A 23432-nucleotide genomic window follows, 5' to 3' on the forward strand; every position below is an offset into this window, starting at 1 on the left:
AACATCACTAAGGTATTCGGGAATGAATCGATTATCTGCTAAAATGCCATAATTAGTAATATAAGGTTTCGTATGATTAAAAATAATGTTTTTTCGAATAAAACGCTTCTTATCACCGGAGGCACAGGCTCATTCGGCAATGCCGTCCTACGCAGATTTTTAGATACGGATATTGAAGAGATCCGTATTTTCAGCCGTGACGAGAAAAAACAGGATGATATGCGTAAGCAATACAATAACCCAAAACTCAAATTTTATCTAGGCGATGTACGTGATATCAATTCGATCATCGATGCAATGCGCGGGGTTGATTATGTGTTTCATGCAGCTGCCCTAAAACAGGTTCCTTCATGCGAGTTTCACCCGATGCAAGCGGTACAGACCAATGTTATCGGAACCGAAAACGTACTCAATTGTGCTATCAATGCCGATGTCAAAAAAGTGATTGTCCTCAGTACGGATAAAGCCGTTTACCCGATCAATGCCATGGGTATTTCTAAAGCGATGATGGAAAAAGTTGCCGTTGCCAAATCGCGCAATCTATTCGATAATGAGATTATGATCGCTTGTACCCGATACGGAAATGTCATGGCCTCTCGCGGATCGGTCATTCCGTTGTTCATCGACCAAATCCGTGCCGGTAAAGAGATCACAATCACAGACCCCGCAATGACCCGCTTTATGATGAGTTTGGATCAAGCGGTTGAACTAGTCCTTTTTGCGTTTGAAAACGGTCATAACGGAGACATTTTCGTCCAAAAAGCTCCCGCTGCAACGATCGAATTACTGGCGCATACCCTTAAGAATCTACTCAATCGACCGGAGCAAAAAGTTAATATTATTGGCACACGCCACGGTGAAAAACTCTACGAAACGCTACTGACGAAAGAAGAGATGGTTCATGCTGTGGATATGGGAGAATATTACCGCATCCCCGCAGATACGCGCGATCTGAACTACAGTAAATTCGTCGAAGACGGCGAAACTGTCGTGACACAGGCTCACGAATATCACTCTCACAATACCCATCGTCTCGATGAAGCAGAGCTACGTGAAATGCTACTCGGATTACGTGAAATTAAAGATGATTTATCCCAATTTGGAGTGATTGTGTGAAAATATTAGTAACAGGAAGCAATGGGTTTATCGGGAAAAACTTGATTGAATCACTGGCTAGAACAAAAAGCCTTGAAGTTTTTACTTACACAAAAAATGATTCTCAAGAACACTTAGAAAATCTACTTGAAAAAGCAGATTTTATTTTTCATTTGGCGGGTGTCAATCGCCCTCAAAATAGTGTGGAATTTTATCACGGGAATAGTGATCTTACTCAATTGATTGTTAATACTCTTGTCAAATTACAAAAAAAAGTACCCATTCTTCTTTCATCGTCAACACAAGTCGGTGGAGATAGTGATTACGCCAAAAGCAAAGAGATGAGTGAAAAAATAATTGAGCAATATTCTATAGACTATCATGTAAAATGTTTTATCTACAGGTTACCAAATGTTTTTGGAAAATGGTCAAAACCAAACTATAATTCTGCAATAGCTACATGGTGTCATAATATTACGAGAGATCTCCCCATTCAAGTCAATGATAGAACTACGATATTAAACTTAGTCTATATTGGAGATGTAATTGGAGCATTTATAGAGAGGCTTTTTGTGAGTCAATCAGATTCTCTTTATTATGACATTCCCGTTATATATCAAAAAACACTAGGTGAAATTGAAGATTTACTGTACCAATTTAGAGAAAGTCGCACAAGTTTGTTGATTCCTCAAATTGCTGATGGCTTTAAGCGGGCTATGTATGCAACCTATCTTAGTTTTCTTCCTCATGATCGGTTTTCATATAAACTAAGTGGTCATCAAGATATACGTGGAACTTTCTATGAGATTCTAAAAACACTTGACAGTGGTCAGCTTGGATTATCTACAACAAAACCTGGAGTTACAAGAGGCAATCATTATCACAATACTAAAAATGAAAAATTTTTAGTTATTAGAGGTAAAGCACTTATTGAATTAAGAGATATTAATAGTGATGAAATCATTCAATACAATGTCTGTGGAGAAGAGCTTGAAATAGTGGAAATGATACCTGGGTATACGCATAATATTACCAATACTGGTGATGATGAAATGGTTTTACTAATTTGGGCAAATGAAAATTATAATCCAAATGCGCCTGATACAAACTTTTTGGTGGTGAAATAATGAAAAAATTAAAAGTAATGACAATAGTCGGCACCCGACCTGAAATTATTCGCCTCTCAGCCGTCATTGCTAAACTGGAATCTTCCGAGAGCATCGAGCACATACTCGTACACACGGGGCAAAATTATGATTATGAACTCAACGAAATTTTTTTCAATGATTTCGGTATCCGTAAACCGGACTATTTTCTAAATGCCGCCGGATCAAATGCAACAGAAACGGTCGGGAAAATTTTGATCAATGTTGATCCGATCCTTGAAAATGAAAAACCGGATGCCTTTTTGGTACTGGGAGACACCAACAGCTGTTTGTGCGCCATTCCCGCTAAAAAAAGAAAAATCCCTATTTTCCATATGGAAGCGGGTAACCGCTGTTTCGACCAGCGTGTCCCCGAAGAGACAAACCGAAAAATCGTCGATCATGTTAGCGACATCAATCTCACCTACAGCGATATTGCTCGCGAATATCTCTTGCGTGAGGGGATGAGTCCCGATCGTGTCATCAAAACAGGCAGCCCAATGTTCGAGGTGATCAACTCAAAGATTGAAGAGATCAACAAATCAGATATTCTCACAACCATGGAACTGACCAAAGGGAACTATTTCGTCGTCTCAGCACATCGTGAAGAGAATATCAATTCGGATGAGAATTTTTATGCTTTAGTCGACTCACTGAATGCTGTAGCAGAAAAATACGCCATGCCGATCATTGTTTCCACCCATCCCAGAACACGCAACCGCATTGAGCAGACAGGCGTACAGTTTGACGAGCGAATCAAGCTGATGAAACCGATGGGATTCATTGATTACGTTAAACTGCAAATCGAAGCAAAGGCAGTTCTATCAGACAGCGGAACAATCTCCGAAGAATCGTCTATTTTAAATTTTCCGGCACTCAATATCCGCGATGCGCACGAAAGACCTGAAGCGATGGAAGAAGCGTCAGTGATGATGGTGGGGTTATCCAAAGAGAGAATTTTGCAAGGCTTACACATTCTAGAAACGCAAAAACGTGACGATGAGAGAACGCTTCGCCCCGTCAACGATTATTCGATACCCAACGTCTCGGACAAAGTGCTTCGAATCATCCTTTCCTATACGGATTATATCAATCGCGTAGTCTGGCAAAAACGCGTATAAAATGAAAATTTGTCTCATAGTCGACGACTACTTACCTGAGAGCAAGAAAGTTGCGGCTAAGATGATGCATGAGCTTGCATGTGAATTTTTAGTACAGGGACATGAAGTAACCGTAATCACCCCTTCGGAAGAGCTTGATCACTCAATCGATATTTCCCTTCTCAACGGTATCACGATATGGCGGTTCAAAAGCGGCAAAATAAAGAATGTGGGGAAAATCCAAAGAGCACTGAATGAAACACTCCTCTCACATCGTGCATGGCGTAGTTTAAAGCCTCTTATTAAACAAAATAAGCACGATCTGATCGTCTACTACTCACCCTCTATTTTTTGGGGCAATTTAGTCTATAAACTCAAAAAAATTTGGGGTGTGCCAAGCTATCTCATTTTACGCGATTTTTTTCCGCAGTGGGCAATAGATCAAGGGTTGATACGATCCAAATCGTTTATAGAAAAATATTTTCGTTTTTTTGAAACCAAAAACTATGATGCAGCCGATACAATCGGGGTCATGTCTCCTAAAAATAAGGAGTGGTTTGAATCAATAATCCAAACAAAAAGACCTATCGAAGTTCTGTACAACTGGGCTGCCAATACGCCGGTCAATTCCAACTCTCATTTTCGGGAGTCATTAGGGTTGCAGAATAAAATCGTCTACTTTTACGGCGGCAATATCGGTCATGCTCAGGATATGATGAATATTGTCCGTCTTGCCAAAAACATGTGCGAAGAAAAAAAAGCCCATTTTGTCCTTGTCGGAGCAGGCGATGAAGTCGAAGTCGTCAAAGAGGCTATCGACAAAGAGCATCTATCTAATATAACCTTGCTCCCTTCCGTCTCACAGGAAGTCTACAAACAAATGCTTTCAGAATTTGATATCGGTCTTTTTACTCTTCACAAAAACCACACAACCCATAATTTTCCGGGCAAGCTACTTGGCTATATGGTGCAGGGTATTCCTATACTGGGAAGTATCAATCCCGGAAATGACCTAAAACCTGTTATAGAGGGTGCAAATGCAGGGCTAATCTCAGCCAATGGTGAAGATACAATCTTTTTAGCGAATGCACTTAAGCTCCTGCACAACGATCAATACAGGAAGCAAACAGGTGAGAATGCCAAAAAGCTGCTCGAACAAACTTTTTCCGTTGAGGCGGCAGCCTCTCACATTTTAAATTCTCTAAGAATATCTAAATTCTAATGATTTTTCCGTTGCTTATTCCGATAAACAGTAAACTTATTCTGTCGTTCTAGCATCCCGTTAAGCAGGATGTAAAAAGCTGTGGCGTTGATAAAGAACAACGCAAACAAATAACGCTGCTGTCCGTCCCCTGAAAAAGCGATCCCAATAATCGAAAATCCGAGTTGAAGCAATGCAATCAAGATAACAGTTTTACGAACGTTGCCATTAAAAAAACGAAGTAAAATATGATGAATATGTAATTTATCCGGAGCAAACATGGAGTGTCCATTACGCTTACGACGGATCATTACGATAAGCGTATCCAAAATCGGTATTGCCGCAATAAATAAAATAGAAATCGGATTGATATAATCCAACGCTTTAATACTCAAAAGAGATATTACAAACCCTAACGTCAGCGATCCGCTATCTCCCATAAATATTTTTGCCGGATTCCAGTTAAACCACATAAATGCCATGATGGAAGCTACAAAAGAGAGTGCCGTCACAACAATAAAAAAATCATGATTTTCATACCCGATAAAACATAAAGTGGAAAGAATGATAATACTAAGTAGTCCCGCAAGCCCGTCAAGTCCGTCAGAAAGGTTAAGCGCATTGGTAAATCCGGCAACAGCGAACATCGTAAAAGGGATCGCAAACCACCCCAATGTAAGCTGATATGTAAAAAGGTTCCCCAATGAATGCACAATCATACCATCATATGCCAGCAGTAATACTGCTGCGAAAATAACATAAAACTTAGTTTTTGGCGTAGCATCACGATGATCATCCAAAACTCCCACAACAAATACAAGAAAAATTGCAAGAAAAGAAGTAAAATGAGAAAAAATAATATCGTTTAAAAAAATCAAATCTGAAACCATCACACCTAGTACCATACCGATTCCTGCACCGCGAGGCGTAACGTGTTTATGTGCACTGCGATGGTTAGGAATATCAATGAGACCGAAAGAGGGTGCATAGCGAATAATCAACTTAATGAAAAAAAATGTGGACATAAACGCAACGATTAGTTTGCCCATAAAGAAAATATCGTTCAAAAACTGCTCTCAATATAAATGATAATGTCGAGTATTATCCTCACTTATTACTTAAAAATCCCTACTTCAGTTAAATCTCATCGATAAATACCTATAATCCTTTCTTTTAAAAGGATATAGAATGCAAGAATCTGAACCAAAAATTCAAAATGATGAAATCAATATATACGAAATGTGGTCAACTGTTGTAAAACGTAAGTTTGTTATTTTGATCACCCCGCTCATTGCCGCGCTCTCTGCAGCTATATATGCTTGGACGACACCGCCTATTTACAGCGGTGAAGTATTGCTAGAAATCGGAGAAGTTGTCAACGTTAACGAAGGAATGAATAACAACGGCTCAACAAATATTTTTTATCTTGACAATATCAATACGCTTAAAGAGATTACAGCGCAAATATCCGATTTAAAAGTAGAAGTTCCTAGTGGTGTCGCAAATATGCTTCGCATTACAACGGAAAAAACGGAAAAAACGGAAATTATGTCCCAATTAAACAGTACCGTACAGTTCATAATTCAGCGTCATGCCGAAAAAGCCAAACTATATCAAAATGCTCATACGAAAATAACAATGACGCAAATAATTGGTGAAATACATATTAAAACCAATCCAATTAAACCTAAAAAGGGATTGATTATTACAGTAGCATTAATCAGCGGATTGATAATGGGGATATTTTTAGCCTTTTTTCTGGAATTTATCGGGACTAGACGTAACCGATAATATAGAATCTATCGAGTAAAATTACAAATTAAAAACAATACTACAAAGGAAATATGTGCATATAGGGTCATTAATCATAAATAGATCAGCTAAATTGATCGGTACTTTTGTGAAAGGATTTGCCTATCTGTTCCATTTCATTTTTAAAAATAAACGATTTACAATCCCTCTCTATAGCAAAGCATTTATTTCAGGCAAAAAATCGATTATCCCAAAAATCATTTGGCAAACAAATTATTCTAATAGTGCCACCTTGCCTATCTACATCAACTATCTCTTTAACCGTTTGATGTCTTTAGATTGGGAATACCGCTATGTCAGTACGGAAGATCGTTTGGAGTTTATTAAAACACACGCCTCCGAAAGAGTCGCGAATGCGTTTGAGCAACTCACCGACGGAGCATCGCAAGCTGACTTTTGGAGGCTATTCACCCTCAATCACTCCGGCGGCGTCTATATGGATATCGATGCACATGCACTCTGGCCTCTTTCGTGGATGATTAAACCCGAGGATAAAGAGTTGCTTCTCATGACCAAGCATCGCTTCAGTAACTATTTTATTGCGAGTGCACCGAATAATCCCCATCTGCAAAAAGCACTTGATATTATCGTTGATAACATCGAACAAAAAAATATTGGTGGCGGCGTCTATGATCTAACGGGACCGACTGTTCTCAACAGAGCTATTAAAGATGATGATGAAGTCAATCAGCGCCTTAACAAATACACCTGTATACAAGGAAGTTTTACTAACGAGTACTTCCAGTATATGGATAAGCCGCGTGGTAAATGGACCCATAAAAAACAAGATGAATTATTGAAATAATAAGGGATATAGTGTGCGAAAACAAATATTAGTAACAGGCGGAGCCGGATTTGTCGGAAGTCACCTCTGTGAGCGACTCTCCAAAAATCCAAATTACGAGGTATACAGCCTCGATAACTATTTTACCGGAAGTGAAACCAATCATGTCCCGAATGTCACTTATATCAAAGGAGAGACTGCTCAAATAAGCGAGCTAATCACCTTTAATCCGGACATGGTATACCATCTAGGTGAATACAGCAGGGTCGAACAAAGCTTTGACGATATTGAAAAAGTTTGGCGCTACAATAAAGACGGGATATTCGCCGTACTCGAATTTGTTCGAAAAGTCGGATGTAAAATTCTCTATGCAGGGAGCTCAACAAAATTTGGAGACGGTGGACTTGGAAGAAGTGCATCACCTTATGCATGGACCAAAGCAACCAATACCGAACTTGTAATGAACTACGGAACCTGGTTCAATGTCCCATATGCCATTACCTATTTTTACAATGTCTACGGTTCACGAGAGATTCAGAGCGGAAAATACGCAACCCTTATCGCACTATTCAAAGAAAAAATGAAAAATAGCGAGCCTTTGACGATTGTTAGCCCGGGAATACAAAAACGAAACTTTACCCATATCGACGATATTATCGACGGTTTGATCTTGGTCGGAGAAAACGGCTACGGAGATGAATTCGGTATCGGCAGCCCCGAAGCATTTTCAGTGTTGGAGATTGCCCAAATGTTTGGCGGAGAAATTCAAATGCTACCCGAACGTAAAGGGAATCGTATGACGGCTGATGTTATGTCAGCCAAAACCGAAGCTTTAGGGTGGAGTCCAAAAAAAACGATTCTTGAATATATCGAAATATGCAGAAAAAATGGATGGCAGTGAATCTAAATCGTAAAAATCCAACTGCAATCATTTGTCTTTCCCCCAATTCGGGTGGAATGGAAATCGATGCAATCAAGCTTGCAAAAAAGCTTAGTTCACATACACTGATTACACTTATTGCGAAACAAGATTGTTTCATTGCTAATTCAAAAAACGACTATATCGGCTACAATAGTATTGAGTTAGAAACAATTCCCTTTCTTTTTTCAATTAGCCCATCTATTATTTTCCGTGTACGCCGTATCATTCAGGAAAAAGGGATTAAGAATATTATCTTTTTCGGAGCCAGTGAACTTAAATCTCTTTATTTTTCATTCTTAGGACTGAATATGAATCTAATTGTTCGCCATGGCACTAACAAATCCGCTCCAAAAAAAGATTGGTTTCATAAGCTCATCTATAGTGATGTACATTATCATGTCGCTATCTGCAAACATTTACAAAAAAATGTCGATTTCATTATCCCTTTTGGTCAAAAATCGCAAAGTAAACTTATCTATTCTTCCGTCAATCTTCCTAATTTTCATCCTATAAAATCTGATTGTTTCACATTACTTAACGTAGGGAGAATTGAAGCAAGAAAGGGGCAAGCTGATGCCATCAAAGCTTGTAACATTTTATATGAAAAAGGGATCGATTTTCACTTTTATCTGGCAGGCGGCATTGCACCGAAATATCATACTATATTCATGGACTTTTATAATTCACTCCCCTATAAAGATAAAATTACTCTCGTAGGTCATACGCCTAACGTTATAGACTATTATGCCAAAGCAGATCTTTTTTTATTTCCAAGTTATGGAGAGGGACTCAGCAACGCATTTTTAGAAGCTCTGTCATGCGGATTAGAATGTATTGCCTATGATAATACCTCTTTTCCTGAATTAAAAGAGCTCGGTTTGGATTTTCATCTTGTCGAAAACAAAAATATTGATCAGTTATCTCATACATTATTACACTGCGCCCAAAACCGATCTATTAATCAGGGAAATATTACCAAGATAGCTGAAAAATTTTCAACTCAAGCAGAAATCAAACAATATTTGGAGCTCTTAGAATAATGAAATTGATACATATTCCACATAAATGGGTTGTTAACTATCTCTATCTATTTATCTTTCTCGTACCGTGGAATTTTTTCAAAGGACAAATGGGAGTACTGACAGCATTTTTAATACTATTTTGGCTTTTGGCATTTCGACAAAATGGATATTGGACGAAACTAAAATCTATTATCGAATCCAAACCTATTATCATCTTTTTTCTCTTTATTATCTATACCTATCTCAGCTACTTTTGGTCTTCTAATCTCGAATCGTATAAAGAATCCCAAATGTTCTTTAAATATTACTGGATCACTATTCCTCTATTTTTTAGCATTCTAAATCACAAAGAAGCGCTACAAGGGATCAAACTATTCGTTCTAAGTTTTGGTTTCTATGCCCTTTTTAGTCTTAGTATTTATGCCGGTTTATTAGGCGCTGGAATCTCTACCTCTGAGAATCCGCAAGGGACTCTCTCATACACAATTTCAACACCTTATATGGCATTAGCCGTATTGATGAGTTATATTTTTGCCTTTAATGAAACGAATTTGGTCCAAAAACGGCTGTACTATGGTATTGCTTTCGTTTCATTAATCGGACTCTTTATTAACTATGGCAGAGCTGCTCAGATCGGTTTCATATTAACAGCAGTCATTTTATTAATAACCTATTTCAGAAAAAACTTGAATTTTAAATTATCATTAATATTTTTATTAACACTAGGCACCGGAGTTTTTGTCCTCAATACTGTTGGTAAATTAGATCGCTTTAAAGTTGGTTTTCAAGAGTTAACTAACTATCAAGATATCCAAAGTTTAGAAGGAAGTTGGGGATGTCGACTTTATTTAATCCATGCTTCAAAAGAGATCATTCTTAATGACCCAATATTTGGCACAGGAGCTGGAGACAATATAGATAAATTGATCGAATGGACAAAAAAACATCCTAATCCGCAAACGGATTGGAATCGAACTTTTCATAATCAGCACCTTGAATTTATCACTAAATATGGCCTAATAGGCTACTTTTTATTGATTAGTGCCGTTGTTATATTGCTATATCAGCTCAAAGATCTTCCATTAGCCTTTGGATCTGCTTTAACATTTTTTACGTTCACTGCATTCGACGGTATCGCTGACATCATAATTTTAATGAAACCTTACAATAATATTTTCGCTATGATGTTTGTGCTCTTCGCGGTAATAGCATATGAAAAACAAATTGGAATGACCCCCAAAGACGAGAGACTTTGTTAATGCTTTTTGTTTTTATACGATAAAATTACAAAAGAAAAATAAATATAGTTTAAATAAAAAGGATTGTGTGTGAAAGTATTATTACTCGCAGGTGGTTATGGTACTCGTCTTTCTGAAGAGACAGATATCCGTCCAAAACCGATGGTAGAAATTGGGGGAAAACCCATTCTTTGGCACATTATGAAAATTTACAGTCATTACGGATTTAATGACTTTGTAGTACTTCTCGGCTATAAAGGCTATTTTATCAAAGAGTATTTTGCCAACTATTTCCTCCACCAAAGTGACGTGACAATTGATATGCAAAACGGCAAGATGGAAGTATTAAACAATTCAAGCGAGCCGTGGAAAATCACCCTTTTGGATACCGGTTTGGATAGTATGACCGGCGGGCGAGTCAAACGGGCACAATCATTTATCGGTAATGAGCCTTTTATGCTCACCTATGGTGATGGTGTTGCAGACATTAACATAGCCGAATTGGTGGAATTTCATAAATCTCACGGAAAAGCTATGACAATGACCTCTGCACAGCCTGAGGGTCGTTTCGGCGCCTTAAATATAGAAGAAAATCATCAAGTAACCCATTTTCTTGAAAAACCGAAAGGGGATGGCGGATGGATCAATGCCGGTTTTTTTATCTGTGAGCCTAAAGTATTTGACTACATCACCGAAGGTGACAGCACCGTATTCGAACAAAATCCACTACAAAGCCTCGCCCGTGACGGCGAAATTTTCACCTATAAACACTCAGGATTTTGGAAACCTATGGACAGCCTAAAAGACAAAAATGATCTCAACAACCTTTGGGATACGAAAAAAGCTCCTTGGAAAGTATGGTAATGACCAATCTTTTTGGGGGAATATATAACAATAAAACCGTATTTGTAACCGGACATACAGGGTTCAAAGGTTCATGGCTAACCTATTGGCTCAAAAGTATGGGAGCCAAAGTTGTCGGTTATTCGCTTCAGGCTCCAACTGAGCCAAGCCATATTGAACTGCTCAATCTTGATATCGTTTCCATTATCGGAGATATCCGCGATTTAGACAAATTAAATCTCGCACTTGCAACACACAAACCGGACATCGTATTTCATCTAGCGGCACAACCGTTGGTTAGATTGTCCTACGATAACCCTATCGAAACCTATGAAACCAATGTCATGGGGACACTGAAGGTTTTTGAAGCGTGCCGTACACATAAGGTCAAAGCCATCGTTAACATCACAAGCGATAAAGCCTATGAAAATCGTGAATGGGTTTGGGGATACCGTGAAAACGATCCGATGGGAGGATATGATCCGTACAGTTCTTCCAAAGGGTGTGCTGATTTGTTGGCCAACTCCTATCGAAACTCTTATTTTAACCCCAAAGAGTATAAAAAATCGCACAACACTTTATTGGCTTCCTGCCGCGCGGGCAATGTGATCGGCGGCGGCGATTGGGCACAAGACCGCTTGATGACCGATATTATGCTCTCCGTTTCAAAAGGGAAAAAAGTCAGCATTCGAAATCCCAATGCTACGCGCCCATGGCAGCATGTCCTTGAACCACTCAGTGGGTATCTTGCTATCGGACAAAAACTGTTGGAAGAAAAAGTGCAGTTCGGGGAAGCGTGGAACTTTGGTCCCAGCGATGAGGGAAGCATAACCGTCGAAGAAGTAGTAAATAATGTCAAACAACATTGGGATAAGATCGATTATGAGATAACTCGTGATCCTCATCAGCTCCATGAAGCAAATCTTTTAAAACTTGACTGTTCTAAAGCCCATATCCATCTAAAATGGAAAGACGTGTGGGATAGCGCGACAACGTTTGAAAAAACAGTTAAATGGTACAAAGCTTTTTATGAAAATGGCAGTACATTAACCGAAGAAGACCTAAAAGCCTATATAGCGGATGCAAAAAATAAAAAATTAGTATGGGCCATTTAAAGTTATGACGGTATTGCTTACCGGTGCTACAGGTTTTTTAGGCAGTTCTCTGCTCAAAAAATTCTTGAATGAGAATTATACGGTCATCGCTTTAAAGAGAAAAGAATCGGATTGTTACAGAGTAACGAATGAATTGGATCGTGCAACATTTTACAATGCGGATGAAGTGGATCTTGCCGATATTTTCAAACACCATACCATCGATATCGTAGTCAATACGGTAACGGATTATGGAAGGTTCAACAAGGAAATTTCTTCAATTATCAGTACCAATTTATTATTTGGACTGAAACTGTTAGAACTTTCGATAGAGAATAATGTTAAGCTATTTCTTAATACGGATACATTGCTAGAGAGGGATATCAACGCCTATTCGCTATCAAAAGCTCAGCTTGTTGACTGGATGAAGTTTTTATCCTCTCACACTACTAAAATGGTCAACCTAAAAATAGAACATATGTACGGTCCTCAAGATGATACGACCAAATTTGTTTCTTGGATCATTGAACAATTAAAAGCCGATGTTAAAACCATTCCCCTCACCAGCGGAATCCAAAAGAGAGATTTCATCTATATCGACGATATCGTAGAGGCTTTTATGACAATCATTCTAAATTTTCATACTTTTCCCGCCTATGAAGAGTTTGAACTTGGATCCGGTCATTCAATAGAAGTCAAAGAGTTTTTGAGTATTATTTATACTCAATTATCCATCTCACGGCCTCTAAATACAAAACTTGATTTTGGAGCAATACCGTATCGTCCTAATGAAAAAATGGATATGCAAGCTGATATATCAAAGCTTACAAGGTTAGGATGGAAACCAAATATCAGCCTCGAAGACGGGATCAAAAACACGCTACAAGGAATACTCAAATGAATAAACAAGAACAGCTAAAACAAGAAATTTTAGACAAAACTAAAGAATATTACGAGCTCGTACATAAACCGCAACAAGAGAAAGTATTCGTTGAGGGGAAAAGCCGGGTCAATTATGCCGGCCGTGTTTTTGATGAAAAAGAGATGATAAATCTTATCGATTCATCTTTGGACTTTTGGTTAACGTACGGTGATTATTCCAAAAAATTTGAGAAACAATTATCTGAATATTTAAATGTACGATGGGTATTTTTAGTCAACAGCGGAAGTTCTGCCAACCTACTCGCATTTTATGCCCTAACTTCGCCACTACTGGGAAATCGTCAGATCAAACGGGGAGATGAAGTCATCACTGTTGCCGCAGGATTTCCAACTACCGTTGCTCCTGTAGTCCAATACGGTGCCGTTCCTGTCTTTGTTGATATGGAATTAAAACACTTCAACATCGATACCACACAACTCGAAGCAGCACTTAGTCCGAAAACAAAAGCGGTGATGATTGCACATACGCTAGGAAACCCTTTTAATTTAAAAGCCGTTAAAGAGTTCTGCGACAAACACAACCTTTGGCTCATCGAAGACAACTGTGATGCACTTGGTTCCATTTATGATGGGAAACCAACAGGAACGTGGGGAGACATCGGGACGAGCAGTTTTTACCCCCCTCATCATATGACCATGGGGGAAGGCGGCGCAACCTATACCGATAATCCGCTTCTTAAAAAAATTATGCTCTCTATGCGTGACTGGGGACGTGATTGCTGGTGCGAAAGCGGTATAGATAATACATGCGGATGCAGATTTTCTCAGAGTTTCGGAACATTACCAAAAGGGTATGATCACAAATACGTCTACTCGCACTTCGGATTCAATCTCAAAGTTTCCGATATGCAAGCAGCAATCGGTGTAGCGCAACTCGAAAAATTCCCCACTTTTGTCGAAAAAAGAAAAGAAAATTTTTCTAAACTCTACAATGGATTGAAAGATTTGAAAGAAATCACCTTAGTAGAAAAACAACCGCTTAGCGATCCTAGTTGGTTTGGATTCATGATAACGTTAAAAGAGGGTGTGAAATTTTCAAGAAATGATATTGTTGAATTTTTAGAAAATTCTAATATTCAAACAAGAAATCTTTTCGCAGGAAATATGCTAAGACACCCTATGTTTGATAGCTTGATTAAAAATGAAGAGTATCGAGTTGTTGGGGACTTAATCAACACCGATAAAATCATGAATGATAGCTTTTGGATAGGTTTATACCCAGGTATGGGCGATGATGCTATTAATTATATGATTAAGAAAATTAGCGAATTTATTAAGGCCAATGCATGAAATATTTAATAACAGGCGGATGCGGGTTTCTAGGTTCCAATATAGCCAGTGAAGTACTAAAGCAGGGAAATGAACTTGTAGTATTTGACTCTCTTTACCGATTTGGCAGTTACCAAAATCTCGAATGGCTTCGAACACAAGGCAAATTCGAATTCGTGCATGGAGACATTCGCAATACCAACGACGTAGAACGTACTATCAAAACCTATAAGCCTGATGTTATTTATCATCTAGCCGGTCAAGTTGCAATGACAACTTCCATCCTAGACCCGCGAATGGATTTTGAGGTCAATGTCGGTGGAAGTTTTAACCTACTTAATGCCGTAAGACTCTACAGTCCTGAATCGACTATTATTTACTCTTCTACCAATAAAGTTTATGGTGATTTAGAACAGTTCACGTATAAAGAGACTGAAACACGCTACCGATGTATCGAAAAGCCAAACGGATTTGATGAGAGTGTTAATCTTGACTTTCATTCCCCCTATGGAACATCCAAGGGAAGCGCAGACCAGTATATGCTTGACTTTGCACGAATATACGGACTAAAAACCGTTGTATTTAGACACTCTTCTATGTTTGGCGGAAGACAATTTGCCACCTACGATCAAGGATGGATCGGTTGGTTCACGCAACAGGCCATAAACATCAAAAACAAAACGCAGAAAGAGCCTTTTACGATCTCAGGCAATGGCAAACAGGTAAGAGACATAGCTCATGCCGAAGATATGGTAGCTCTCTACCTAAAAGCTTCAACAAAAATAGATAACATAAAAGGTCAAGCATTTAATGTCGGGGGCGGTATAGACAATTCTTCCTCACTTCTCGAACTATTTCATTTTTTAGAGAATGAACTTGACGTGAAGATGGAATATACTCAACTTCCGGTAAGAGAATCTGATCAAAAGATTTTTGTCGCAGATTTAACAAAAGCAAAAGAACTGATAGGATGGGAACCGAAAATTTCCAAAGAAGAAGGTATTCGAAAAATGATTGAATGGGTAGCCGGTCATTAATGGAGTTTTTCAAAAATGTCAATATTCCTTGTATAAAAGAAGAGAATAAAAGGGCATTTATATGAATACACCAAACTTGGGAAAAGTTTCCATCTGTATTCCAACCTACAATAGACCTTCTCTCTTGGAGAAATTGCTCGACTCTATACTCTCACAAACATATACAAATTATGAAATTATTATTACTGATAATTCTGATACGCTCGAGACAAAAGAGCTGATTGAAAAATGCTATAAAGATGAATGTATCCACTATCATAAAAATGAAAAAAACCTTGGAATGGACGGTAACAGCCTCAGAGTATTAAGCTATGTCAACGGAGAATATTTCACCTTCACCCCGGATGATGATATTTGGATCGATCCGAAGAAATTAGAGAAACAAGTACTATTTTTGCAATCTAACAATAGTATTGATTGCTGTTTTTCAAATGCATTGCACATACACCACGATGGTACAAAACATAAGAATCAATTTCATTCCGATTATTCGAAACAAAATAGATGCGAAATAATTTATCCTATCTCTTTGCAGTTAGATCAAAAACAGCCACCTGAATTTGTCTGCATATTGACAGGTATGATGCGTTACACGATGCTAAATATTTTTACAGAATCATGGAAATACGGATGTGAAGAGTATTTTATGTGGTATCTTGGCGGCTCAAATACCAAAATAGGGTTCTGCTACGACCAACTGGTCGCGATTCGTGACGGTGATCATAATTGGCAGGTTAATGATGAAAACGGAACTTTAACAAATTACCGTAAAAATGACCGTAGAAGAGCACAACAAATTATTGATATTTGGAGCGATCTATTAAAAACCTATCCGACTGATTTAATAATGTTTGATAAAAAAGTAGAAAAAAATGTCTTTAAAATGCTTATCAGATTACTCAACAAAGAAGCATTTGGTTATACTTTCTTATTTACTAAACTCGGTACATTTGATTTTATCTATCTGTACAGTTATTATTTGATGAAAGAACTCAAAAAAGGGCTAAAATGGATAAAGTCTCGATAATAATCCCTACACGTAACAGATCATCCTACCTCGAAAGAGCCCTTGAACACGCTTTTGCGCAGGATTACCCTGATTTTGAAGTCATTGTTTCCAATAATGCTTCAACAGATGATACAGCACACGTATTAGAAAGTTTAAAAACAAAATATCCAAATCTTATATCTGTACATCACCCTGAGCTTTTACCCTTAAGCACTCACTGGGATAAAGTTATCCGAGATGTTAGTACAGGTAATATAATTCTCCTTATTCCCGATGATGATGTTATTATTGATAAATGCTATCTCTCAAAAGCAGTCCGTTTATTTGAAAAATATCCCTCTATTGGTTTGGTATTTGCTAACTTTTGTTCAATTAATCCACAATTTCAACGCATTACAAATTATGAAGCTAAATTTGATGAATTTATTCCAAAAGAGTTTTTATTTAATAACTATAATAAAGAATTGTTTGGAATTACAGGGATAGGAGTACCACATCTTACTGCCCTATTTTCAAGAAAAGCATACCTTGATGTAGGGGGATTTGATCTTGATTGTATGTCACCCGATACCTATTTGTGGCTAAAAATTTTACTAAAATACGATGCTGGATTCGTTAATGAAATAGTAGCGGAATATCTAATGCATGAAAATAATTTATCAAAAAAAGCAAATATAGATCAATTTTACAGTGACACACTGATTCCTCAGAAAATCCAAGATTTGGCGCAAAGCATAGGTAGTATTGATAGAAATCAATTAAAAACAATCAAAAGAATGTACGAAATTTTTTACAGACGGTATATTAATATTACTTGCCCAAAAGGTTCTTGGAAGAGAGCATATTTAAAATTTTTATTAAAATTCAAATAATATATCCTCAAACTATAAGAGCATAAAAAGGGATCAAAAATAAATGCGGAAACGACTTGTAGATCTGCTGCTAAGTACAAAAAAGTCCAATAGAATTGCAAAAAACATATACAAAACAACGTTTCATAAGAATCTGCTTATTTCCTATAATGTTAACCATTTTTTGATCAAGAATACGGCTCATACTAACTATTATGAATCGCATATTATTGCAAAATATTTTTCTGAGATTGGTTACAATATAGATGTTGTCAGTTTTGATAATCCCAGAAATTTTGATTTAACATATTATGATGTTATTTTTGGATTTGGATTACCTCTTGAAAAAAGTTTTACTAATAATAAATCAATAAAGCGGATTTATTATGCAACCGGTGCACATGTATGCCACCAAAATAGCGCAGAAATTAAACGTATTCAAGCTGTAAATCGGGGTAAAAACACTTTTTTGAAACCAAAACGGATTATTCAATGGACATGGAGCCAATCAAGTTCTATGTCAGATGCATTGGTCATCATAGGAAATGAATGGACACAAAGCACCTATCAACCCTACACTGATTCACCCATTTATACCCTCAATGCCACTTCTCTTTTTTATAATTCATCTATTATACTCAACCGAGACATATCTGTTGCAAAACAACACTTTCTTTGGTTTGGCAGCGGAGGATTGATTCATAAGGGATTAGATTTATGTTTGGAATTTTTTTCTCAACATCCCCATTTGCATTTACATATTTGTGGCCCTAAAGAAGATGATTTTTATAAAGTTTTTCACGATGAACTGCAACTCGCTAATATCCACACACACGGCTTTGTTCAAGTTGATTCTGATGATTTTTTACACATAGTTCGACAATGTTTATTTACCATCATGCCAAGTTGTTCGGAAGGGCAATCTACATCTCTTTTAACCACAATGGCAACAGGACTCATACCGATAGCTAGTATAGAGAGCGGAAAAACGCTAAACACTCTAGGAATTACTATTGAAACACTCTCATTAGAAGGAATCGAACATTCTATTAATACAGCAGCTATGTTGAGCGACACCGAGTTGGTAGCTCTCTCTCATGCTAATAGAAATGAAATATTTTTAAATCATACCCTAGAAACGTTCGAAAAACAGATACGAAATATTTTCTCATCCATAGAATTGTAAAAAGGAATTAACATAATGTCTTCTCCTCTAGTAAGTATTTTGATACCCGCATTTAACCGTGAAAAATATATTGCGGATACCCTTCAATCAGCTCTTCATCAAACCTATCAAAATCTTGAGATTATTGTTGTAGACAATCACAGTTCGGATAACACTTGGATGATACTCAAAGAGTTATCCGAAAATGATCATCGTATTAAAATATTTCAGAATTCTGAAAACATCGGTCCAATGAGAAACTGGAAACGCTGTATTGATGAAGCATCAGGTGAATACGGGAAAATTTTATGGTCCGATGATCTCATTGACCCTGAATTCATCACAAAAACTCTTCCCTTCTTACTTGATAATCCTGATGTAGGGTTTGCTTATTCCGGTGTCGAAGTTTTTGACGAAGAAAACGATATACGTAGCAATGCAGGGTACATCGGTGAATCTGGACTCTATCCATCAGAAGAATATATCCATAGTATCATTATCGGAAAAGATTATCCACTCTCACCCGGATGCGCCATCTTTCGTATGAAAGATTTACGCACTAATATGCTTTTAGATATCCCCAATAAAGTAGGTAGCGATTTCAGTATGCTGGCCATAGGAAATGATCTATTGATATTTTTATTAACTGCGACCCATTATAAATACTTTGCTTTTGTCAATCAAAAACTCTCATTTTTTAGAGTTCATAGTGATTCGATCAGTATAGCTTCCAATAATGCGAAACTTGTCTTTCATTACGATATTGCAAAAGCATATTTTTTGGAAAATTACTACAATGACATTAAGTTGATCAAGAAATTAAACGTCTTACTTTACAAACATCTCTCACGCTACAAAGGATACAGTGATAAATTTACACGGATAAATGATTTTTACATGCATAATCGCTGTTTTAGTGCCGATTTGGGTTATCAACTTGAACGTTTCGGCATTCGATTACGAAAAACCCTTAAAAAGATACTACGATAGCGACATTCTCAACATATTATTTTTTAAAAAATGCGGCTATTTTTTGAATCTTTTTTTGCTTACGAGCCAAATATCTTTTTAATCTTATTTTTAACGAATAGTGATACTGAGCCAGTATAAAATTTTTCTTCGGTGATTCAACATAGTGCTCTTTTACAAAATTTGCTACAAAAGGAAAAAGATTATATTTATCTAACAAAAGTTCTCTTGCTTGCGTGATAGCTTCAATTCTTTTTTCCCATTCATTATTCTCTATTGCCTCGCGCATCGTTTGAAGTGCTTTTAGAGGATCGTTAATGTCAATCCAAATGTAAGAATCTTCAGGAAAATAATGATCTATATTGGTGCATCCAAAATAGAATGGAAGCGCATATCCCAAATACACATCACTGATTTTTTCGGTCCAATAATCGTCTATATCATTGTTTTCTATGACGATACTGTACTTATATGGAGCTACGCCATCCCATTTATCCTCGATAAACTGCGTCCCTTTACCGTAAAAATCAATTCCTAATTCATTATGTTCTTTTAGATAATCAATAAAAGCAACTCGCTTTTTATGTCCGGGCCAACGTGTTAAATTGCTAGCAATACACGAAATAACGCGATCTTTTGCCATCGGATGGGTAATGGCTTTAAGTTCATCATATGTTTTACAAACATACCAATGCAACGCACCGTGTGAGGGAATAATCTGTGTTCTTTGCGGCATAGGATTAGGGGTATGATTACTCAGTACATAATGATATTTTTCAAGCTGATCATTCATCCAATCCGTATCACCATGATGATAGGGCTCTTGCATAATCGCCATAATATTTTCAGGTGAACATTTTACTTTGACATTTTTTTTAGGAGTATTAAGTACTACGACAAAATCACATTCTTTGACTTTCTCTTCCGTAAATTCAACATCGCCCCAGCGCATACTTCTCGCCGGTGAATAATCCCGATAGCTATCTTTATAGTTCTTTACGATCTGTACTAACATCGATTTCCCTTACAACTTCTCAATGCCATTGACACATCGCAGTTGATTTATTTTCTGCTTTGCCAGCATCTCCGCATAATTCTTATCGTGCTGCGGCTTACGATCAATTCTATCATGATTTAAATGAAGTAAATTAGCAGCATATTTACACGATTTGTTATATACGCCAATAGCGTTTAAGCGCCATTCAATATCGACATCATCCGCTATATCTCCGGTAGGATATCCTTCATCGAAACCATTTATTTCAACCATTTTACTTTTATACACTGAAAAATTACATCCAACTAAACGTATATTGCGATTAAAAAGCTCAAATAAAAACTTTGGAATAAAAGACCATGATAAGATATCTAACCCTTGCTCAATATGACGCGATCCATCTTGTTTTAGCTTCGAGTAATTTCGAAAATAATTCGCTTCGATCTCTCCAACATTTATCTCTCTATTTCTCAATGCGAAACTGATCATATCCCCTAAATTAACACGTCGTCCGCAAACTACCCGATTCTTTTCACTCAATGAAACATGGTTTTTTACAAATGTGCTATAAGGCAAACAATCCCCATCAAAGAATATAAGATAATCCCCTTCTGATGCCTTTATTGCTTGATTTAATACCCTTGTTTTTCTCCACCCTTTGTCTTCTTGAAACACGTGTTTTAAATCAAACGAGGGATGGTATCCATCAATGTATTCTCTTACCTCAGTAGAGTTATCATCTTCAGCTATGATGACTTCAAAATCTTTATATGTCTGTTGCTCTAATGCATTAAGAATCAGCTTTAATGCATCTGTATCTTTGTAGGTTGGAACGATTACTGAAACTTTCATTCATTTATACCCAGCGTTCGAATATGCTCAACACTTTGTTCAAAAACCATTTCTATACTCGGGATCGTAGCATTAGGGGTAAATATCGCTTCATGCAGTCCGTCTCTTGGCCAATAGCGAAAGGCACCCGTCGCAAAAAATATCCCTACCGTCGGTGTATTTACAACTATTGCCATATTTCTGACTCCGGTATCATTAGCGACTACCATCGTTGCTTTCCCAAGATATTCATACACTTTGTCAAGCCCAAGCAATTCTTGTTTTTGGACATTTAGACAATCTTTGAGTGCATCGATCATATCATCGACTTTCTCATCCGGTTTAACACCATCCATAAGTATATGGGTCATTTTTGGAAATTGTTTCGACATTTTTCGTACTAACTCGATAAAATGATCTTTTGGCCAACACTTATGTTGCGTTGAAGCACTTGTGAAATAACAGATATATGGGTTTATTGTATCTCTTACATAACTAGGTAATGCATATTGCAAAGGGTGTTTGCTTCTTGCACCAAAAACATTAGCAAAATGGAGTAAGTTTTCAGTCTCCAACAGAAAATCGGAACGCTCCAACACAATATCTAAGAAGAGTTTACGATATTCGCGATAGGGAAAACCCATTTTTAACTTAGCTTTATTAAGTATCATCGTCCACATGGATAATGCATCATCTGCCATATCCATTATAATATCATGCTCACCCAACGCTTTCATCTGCTTAATGCGTTCAAAAAACGATGTCTTCTTACCTTCTATTTTTTTATAAACAATATGTACATTGTCCACCAAATCAATCGGTGCACCATATTGATAATGATCGACCAAACTTAATGTGAGAGAGGCATTTGGGAAAATTTCACGAAGTTCAAGTAAAAGCGGCCGTAATATGACTAAGTCCCCAATAGCACCGTGACGCATTATTGCAATACTTCGCACACTTTCATGGGTCATTTGCTCAGCTGTTTGGCGTGCTTTTTTTGATGAATATCCGCCTTTTTCACGTGCCCATAGATACATTTTTTTACTCCCTCTCCAATAAATCAGCTAGTTTTGCAAACTGCTTTTGACTTTCAAATTTTTCAAGTGCTTTGACTTTTCCAGCTGCCGCCAGAGTCTCTTTTTTATTTTCAACTTTACACAACGATTCGAGTTTTAGTGTTAAATCTGCTAAATCGTTGGTTTGAAACAATAATCCGTTTATACTATCATCAATAATTTCCAGCGGTCCGCCGCTGTCACTGGCTACGACACAGATGCCGCACATCATTGCCTCAATCACAACCAATCCGAATGTCTCATTTTTTGTAGCCAAAACCAGTGCATCGCACAATTGCATATATTTTTGGGCTTCTTGCGTAAATCCGGTAAAAACTGCATAGTCGGAATAGTGTTCTTGTAATGCTTCAAGATATTTTTGATCCATAGCGTGCCCGACCACCAAAGCTTTTGAAGCGATACCCTTATTATTCAATTTTTTAACCGCTTCCAGGACAAGATGCTGCCCTTTCGCCTCTTCGATACGTCCTACAATCCCAACAACGAACTCATTTCCAAGACCCGTTTTTTGACGAAAATCTTCTTTTTCTTTGGAGCTCAAAATTTGCGGTATCTCTGCTCCCATATAGAGAACTTCGACCTTAGGACGAATATCGGCGGGAATAAATTTTTCAATCTGTTCTTTTACCTGATGGGTCACGGCAAGCATCATATTGATGTTTTTATACACAAAACGGTGATAGAAATCATCTTTAAAACGGGTCATTCGCATATTGCGAGTTTGAACCAGTTTCGGTTTTTTACGGCTAAAAAATTTTGCTAGAACAGCTATCGGAATATCTTTTGTCCAGTGCAAATGAAGTACATCGATATCGTTTTCATCGATAAGACGAGCCAGTTTTATAAAACTGTAACGACCGATTTTAGAATAGTGAACATCGGTATTTTGATAATACGATTCAAGTTTTCCGTTCTCATTAATAACACTGTACGCATTAAGAAAGTGTGACGCCCGAACCATATAAAGTTCAAGGCCTCCCAAATCAGGAGAAAGGCACAATTCCAAAATATTTTTAGACTTCATAAT

General features: G+C 37.4%; 23 protein-coding genes. 18 read left to right on the top strand and 5 right to left on the bottom strand.

Translation table 11 applies throughout. The features are described 5' to 3' along the window. The first annotated feature begins 72 nt into the window (after positions 1-72). Genes Q8O20_RS07455 through Q8O20_RS07470 form a run of 4 tightly spaced genes read left to right on the top strand, consistent with a single transcriptional unit; the run spans position 73 to position 4562 of the window. Entirely contained in the window at positions 73-1116 is a 1044-nt protein-coding gene (locus tag Q8O20_RS07455) for a polysaccharide biosynthesis protein (protein ID WP_305530655.1), read from the top strand. Next, entirely contained in the window at positions 1113-2222 is a 1110-nt protein-coding gene (locus tag Q8O20_RS07460) for an NAD-dependent epimerase/dehydratase family protein (RefSeq protein WP_305530656.1), read from the top strand. Before Q8O20_RS07455 ends, Q8O20_RS07460 begins: the two co-directional genes overlap by 4 nt. Beyond that, entirely contained in the window at positions 2222-3361 is a 1140-nt protein-coding gene (wecB, locus tag Q8O20_RS07465; protein WP_305530657.1) for a non-hydrolyzing UDP-N-acetylglucosamine 2-epimerase, read from the top strand. Before Q8O20_RS07460 ends, wecB begins: the two co-directional genes overlap by 1 nt. A gap of 1 nt (position 3362) precedes the next feature. Continuing rightward, positions 3363-4562 carry a glycosyltransferase family 4 protein gene (locus tag Q8O20_RS07470; protein ID WP_305530658.1) on the top strand — a complete coding sequence of 400 codons (1200 nt, stop codon included), beginning with the start codon at positions 3363-3365 and terminating at the stop codon, positions 4560-4562. Here the strand turns inward: Q8O20_RS07470 and Q8O20_RS07475 are convergent. Then, complete coding sequence (locus Q8O20_RS07475) at positions 4559-5566, bottom strand: glycosyltransferase family 4 protein (RefSeq protein ID WP_305530659.1); 1008 nt, start codon at positions 5564-5566, stop codon at positions 4559-4561. The genes Q8O20_RS07470 and Q8O20_RS07475 overlap by 4 nt on opposite strands. A gap of 163 nt (positions 5567-5729) precedes the next feature. Here Q8O20_RS07475 and Q8O20_RS07480 point away from each other — a divergent pair, with 163 nt between their 5' ends. The 14 genes from Q8O20_RS07480 (at position 5730) to Q8O20_RS07545 (ending at position 19519) form a co-directional block, all read left to right on the top strand. Next, positions 5730-6332 (top strand): Wzz/FepE/Etk N-terminal domain-containing protein, encoded by a 603-nt coding sequence (locus Q8O20_RS07480; protein WP_305530660.1) that lies wholly within the window; start codon positions 5730-5732, stop codon positions 6330-6332. 109 nt (positions 6333-6441) lie between these two features. Beyond that, the gene (locus tag Q8O20_RS07485; protein WP_305530661.1) at positions 6442-7158 is read left to right on the top strand and encodes a glycosyltransferase family 32 protein; all 717 of its coding nucleotides are present in this window, start codon (positions 6442-6444) and stop codon (positions 7156-7158) included. A gap of 13 nt (positions 7159-7171) precedes the next feature. After that, positions 7172-8038 carry an NAD-dependent epimerase/dehydratase family protein gene (locus tag Q8O20_RS07490; RefSeq protein ID WP_305530662.1) on the top strand — a complete coding sequence of 289 codons (867 nt, stop codon included), beginning with the start codon at positions 7172-7174 and terminating at the stop codon, positions 8036-8038. After that, positions 8014-9099, top strand: a complete 1086-nt coding sequence (locus Q8O20_RS07495; RefSeq protein ID WP_305530663.1) for a glycosyltransferase family 4 protein — start codon at positions 8014-8016, stop codon at positions 9097-9099. Before Q8O20_RS07490 ends, Q8O20_RS07495 begins: the two co-directional genes overlap by 25 nt. A gap of 89 nt (positions 9100-9188) precedes the next feature. Continuing rightward, positions 9189-10340, top strand: coding sequence for an O-antigen ligase (locus Q8O20_RS07500; protein ID WP_305530664.1), 1152 nt, complete (start codon positions 9189-9191; stop codon positions 10338-10340). Between the two features lie 69 nt (positions 10341-10409). Beyond that, entirely contained in the window at positions 10410-11183 is a 774-nt protein-coding gene (gene rfbF, locus Q8O20_RS07505; RefSeq protein WP_304739496.1) for a glucose-1-phosphate cytidylyltransferase, read from the top strand. Beyond that, entirely contained in the window at positions 11183-12277 is a 1095-nt protein-coding gene (rfbG, locus tag Q8O20_RS07510; RefSeq protein WP_305530665.1) for a CDP-glucose 4,6-dehydratase, read from the top strand. Before rfbF ends, rfbG begins: the two co-directional genes overlap by 1 nt. A 4-nt stretch (positions 12278-12281) precedes the next feature. Further along, positions 12282-13157 (top strand): NAD(P)-dependent oxidoreductase, encoded by an 876-nt coding sequence (locus tag Q8O20_RS07515; protein WP_305530666.1) that lies wholly within the window; start codon positions 12282-12284, stop codon positions 13155-13157. Beyond that, positions 13154-14488 carry a lipopolysaccharide biosynthesis protein RfbH gene (rfbH, locus tag Q8O20_RS07520; RefSeq protein WP_304739490.1) on the top strand — a complete coding sequence of 445 codons (1335 nt, stop codon included), beginning with the start codon at positions 13154-13156 and terminating at the stop codon, positions 14486-14488. The genes Q8O20_RS07515 and rfbH overlap by 4 nt, the downstream gene beginning before the upstream one ends. Further along, on the top strand, positions 14485-15504 hold the full coding sequence (locus Q8O20_RS07525; protein WP_305530667.1) for an NAD-dependent epimerase/dehydratase family protein: 1020 nt from the start codon (positions 14485-14487) through the stop codon (positions 15502-15504). Before rfbH ends, Q8O20_RS07525 begins: the two co-directional genes overlap by 4 nt. Positions 15505-15565: 61 nt before the next feature. Next, on the top strand, positions 15566-16531 hold the full coding sequence (locus Q8O20_RS07530) for a glycosyltransferase family 2 protein (protein ID WP_305530668.1): 966 nt from the start codon (positions 15566-15568) through the stop codon (positions 16529-16531). Continuing rightward, complete coding sequence (locus Q8O20_RS07535) at positions 16513-17385, top strand: glycosyltransferase family 2 protein (protein ID WP_305530669.1); 873 nt, start codon at positions 16513-16515, stop codon at positions 17383-17385. Before Q8O20_RS07530 ends, Q8O20_RS07535 begins: the two co-directional genes overlap by 19 nt. Positions 17386-17428: 43 nt before the next feature. Continuing rightward, positions 17429-18550, top strand: coding sequence for a glycosyltransferase (locus tag Q8O20_RS07540; RefSeq protein ID WP_305530670.1), 1122 nt, complete (start codon positions 17429-17431; stop codon positions 18548-18550). A 15-nt stretch (positions 18551-18565) separates the two neighbouring features. Beyond that, a complete protein-coding gene (locus tag Q8O20_RS07545) occupies positions 18566-19519 on the top strand; it encodes a glycosyltransferase family 2 protein (protein WP_305530671.1) in 954 nt (317 codons plus the stop codon). Positions 19520-19535: 16 nt separating this feature from the next. Here Q8O20_RS07545 and Q8O20_RS07550 read toward each other — a convergent pair whose 3' ends face one another. Genes Q8O20_RS07550 through Q8O20_RS07565 form a run of 4 tightly spaced genes read right to left on the bottom strand, consistent with a single transcriptional unit; the run spans position 19536 to position 23429 of the window. Beyond that, positions 19536-20513, bottom strand: coding sequence for a glycosyltransferase family 10 domain-containing protein (locus tag Q8O20_RS07550; RefSeq protein ID WP_305530672.1), 978 nt, complete (start codon positions 20511-20513; stop codon positions 19536-19538). 9 nt (positions 20514-20522) lie between these two features. Then, positions 20523-21347 (bottom strand): glycosyltransferase, encoded by an 825-nt coding sequence (locus Q8O20_RS07555; protein ID WP_305530673.1) that lies wholly within the window; start codon positions 21345-21347, stop codon positions 20523-20525. After that, the gene (locus Q8O20_RS07560; RefSeq protein WP_304739474.1) at positions 21344-22366 is read right to left on the bottom strand and encodes a glycosyltransferase family 9 protein; all 1023 of its coding nucleotides are present in this window, start codon (positions 22364-22366) and stop codon (positions 21344-21346) included. The genes Q8O20_RS07555 and Q8O20_RS07560 overlap by 4 nt, the downstream gene beginning before the upstream one ends. 4 nt (positions 22367-22370) lie before the next feature. Further along, on the bottom strand, positions 22371-23429 hold the full coding sequence (locus tag Q8O20_RS07565; protein ID WP_305530674.1) for a glycosyltransferase family 4 protein: 1059 nt from the start codon (positions 23427-23429) through the stop codon (positions 22371-22373). Positions 23430-23432: the final 3 nt, after the last annotated feature.

Origin of the sequence: Sulfuricurvum sp. (assembly GCF_030691015.1) — a bacterium.
Classification (GTDB): domain Bacteria; phylum Campylobacterota; class Campylobacteria; order Campylobacterales; family Sulfurimonadaceae; genus Sulfuricurvum.

Coding starts and splice junctions, on each gene's coding strand:
- Q8O20_RS07565 (WP_305530674.1), bottom strand. CDS start 23,429: ATGAAGTCTAAAAATATTTTGGAATTGTGCCTTTCTCCTGATTTGGGA.
- Q8O20_RS07530 (WP_305530668.1), top strand. CDS start 15,566: ATGAATACACCAAACTTGGGAAAAGTTTCCATCTGTATTCCAACCTAC.
- Q8O20_RS07495 (WP_305530663.1), top strand. CDS start 8,014: ATGCAGAAAAAATGGATGGCAGTGAATCTAAATCGTAAAAATCCAACT.
- Q8O20_RS07525 (WP_305530667.1), top strand. CDS start 14,485: ATGAAATATTTAATAACAGGCGGATGCGGGTTTCTAGGTTCCAATATA.
- Q8O20_RS07545 (WP_305530671.1), top strand. CDS start 18,566: ATGTCTTCTCCTCTAGTAAGTATTTTGATACCCGCATTTAACCGTGAA.
- Q8O20_RS07455 (WP_305530655.1), top strand. CDS start 73: ATGATTAAAAATAATGTTTTTTCGAATAAAACGCTTCTTATCACCGGA.
- Q8O20_RS07540 (WP_305530670.1), top strand. CDS start 17,429: ATGCGGAAACGACTTGTAGATCTGCTGCTAAGTACAAAAAAGTCCAAT.
- Q8O20_RS07515 (WP_305530666.1), top strand. CDS start 12,282: ATGACGGTATTGCTTACCGGTGCTACAGGTTTTTTAGGCAGTTCTCTG.
- Q8O20_RS07475 (WP_305530659.1), bottom strand. CDS start 5,566: ATGTCCACATTTTTTTTCATTAAGTTGATTATTCGCTATGCACCCTCT.
- Q8O20_RS07480 (WP_305530660.1), top strand. CDS start 5,730: ATGCAAGAATCTGAACCAAAAATTCAAAATGATGAAATCAATATATAC.
- Q8O20_RS07550 (WP_305530672.1), bottom strand. CDS start 20,513: ATGTTAGTACAGATCGTAAAGAACTATAAAGATAGCTATCGGGATTAT.
- wecB (WP_305530657.1), top strand. CDS start 2,222: ATGAAAAAATTAAAAGTAATGACAATAGTCGGCACCCGACCTGAAATT.
- Q8O20_RS07535 (WP_305530669.1), top strand. CDS start 16,513: ATGGATAAAGTCTCGATAATAATCCCTACACGTAACAGATCATCCTAC.
- rfbG (WP_305530665.1), top strand. CDS start 11,183: ATGACCAATCTTTTTGGGGGAATATATAACAATAAAACCGTATTTGTA.
- Q8O20_RS07555 (WP_305530673.1), bottom strand. CDS start 21,347: ATGAAAGTTTCAGTAATCGTTCCAACCTACAAAGATACAGATGCATTA.
- Q8O20_RS07560 (WP_304739474.1), bottom strand. CDS start 22,366: ATGTATCTATGGGCACGTGAAAAAGGCGGATATTCATCAAAAAAAGCA.
- rfbH (WP_304739490.1), top strand. CDS start 13,154: ATGAATAAACAAGAACAGCTAAAACAAGAAATTTTAGACAAAACTAAA.
- Q8O20_RS07500 (WP_305530664.1), top strand. CDS start 9,189: ATGGGAGTACTGACAGCATTTTTAATACTATTTTGGCTTTTGGCATTT.
- Q8O20_RS07470 (WP_305530658.1), top strand. CDS start 3,363: ATGAAAATTTGTCTCATAGTCGACGACTACTTACCTGAGAGCAAGAAA.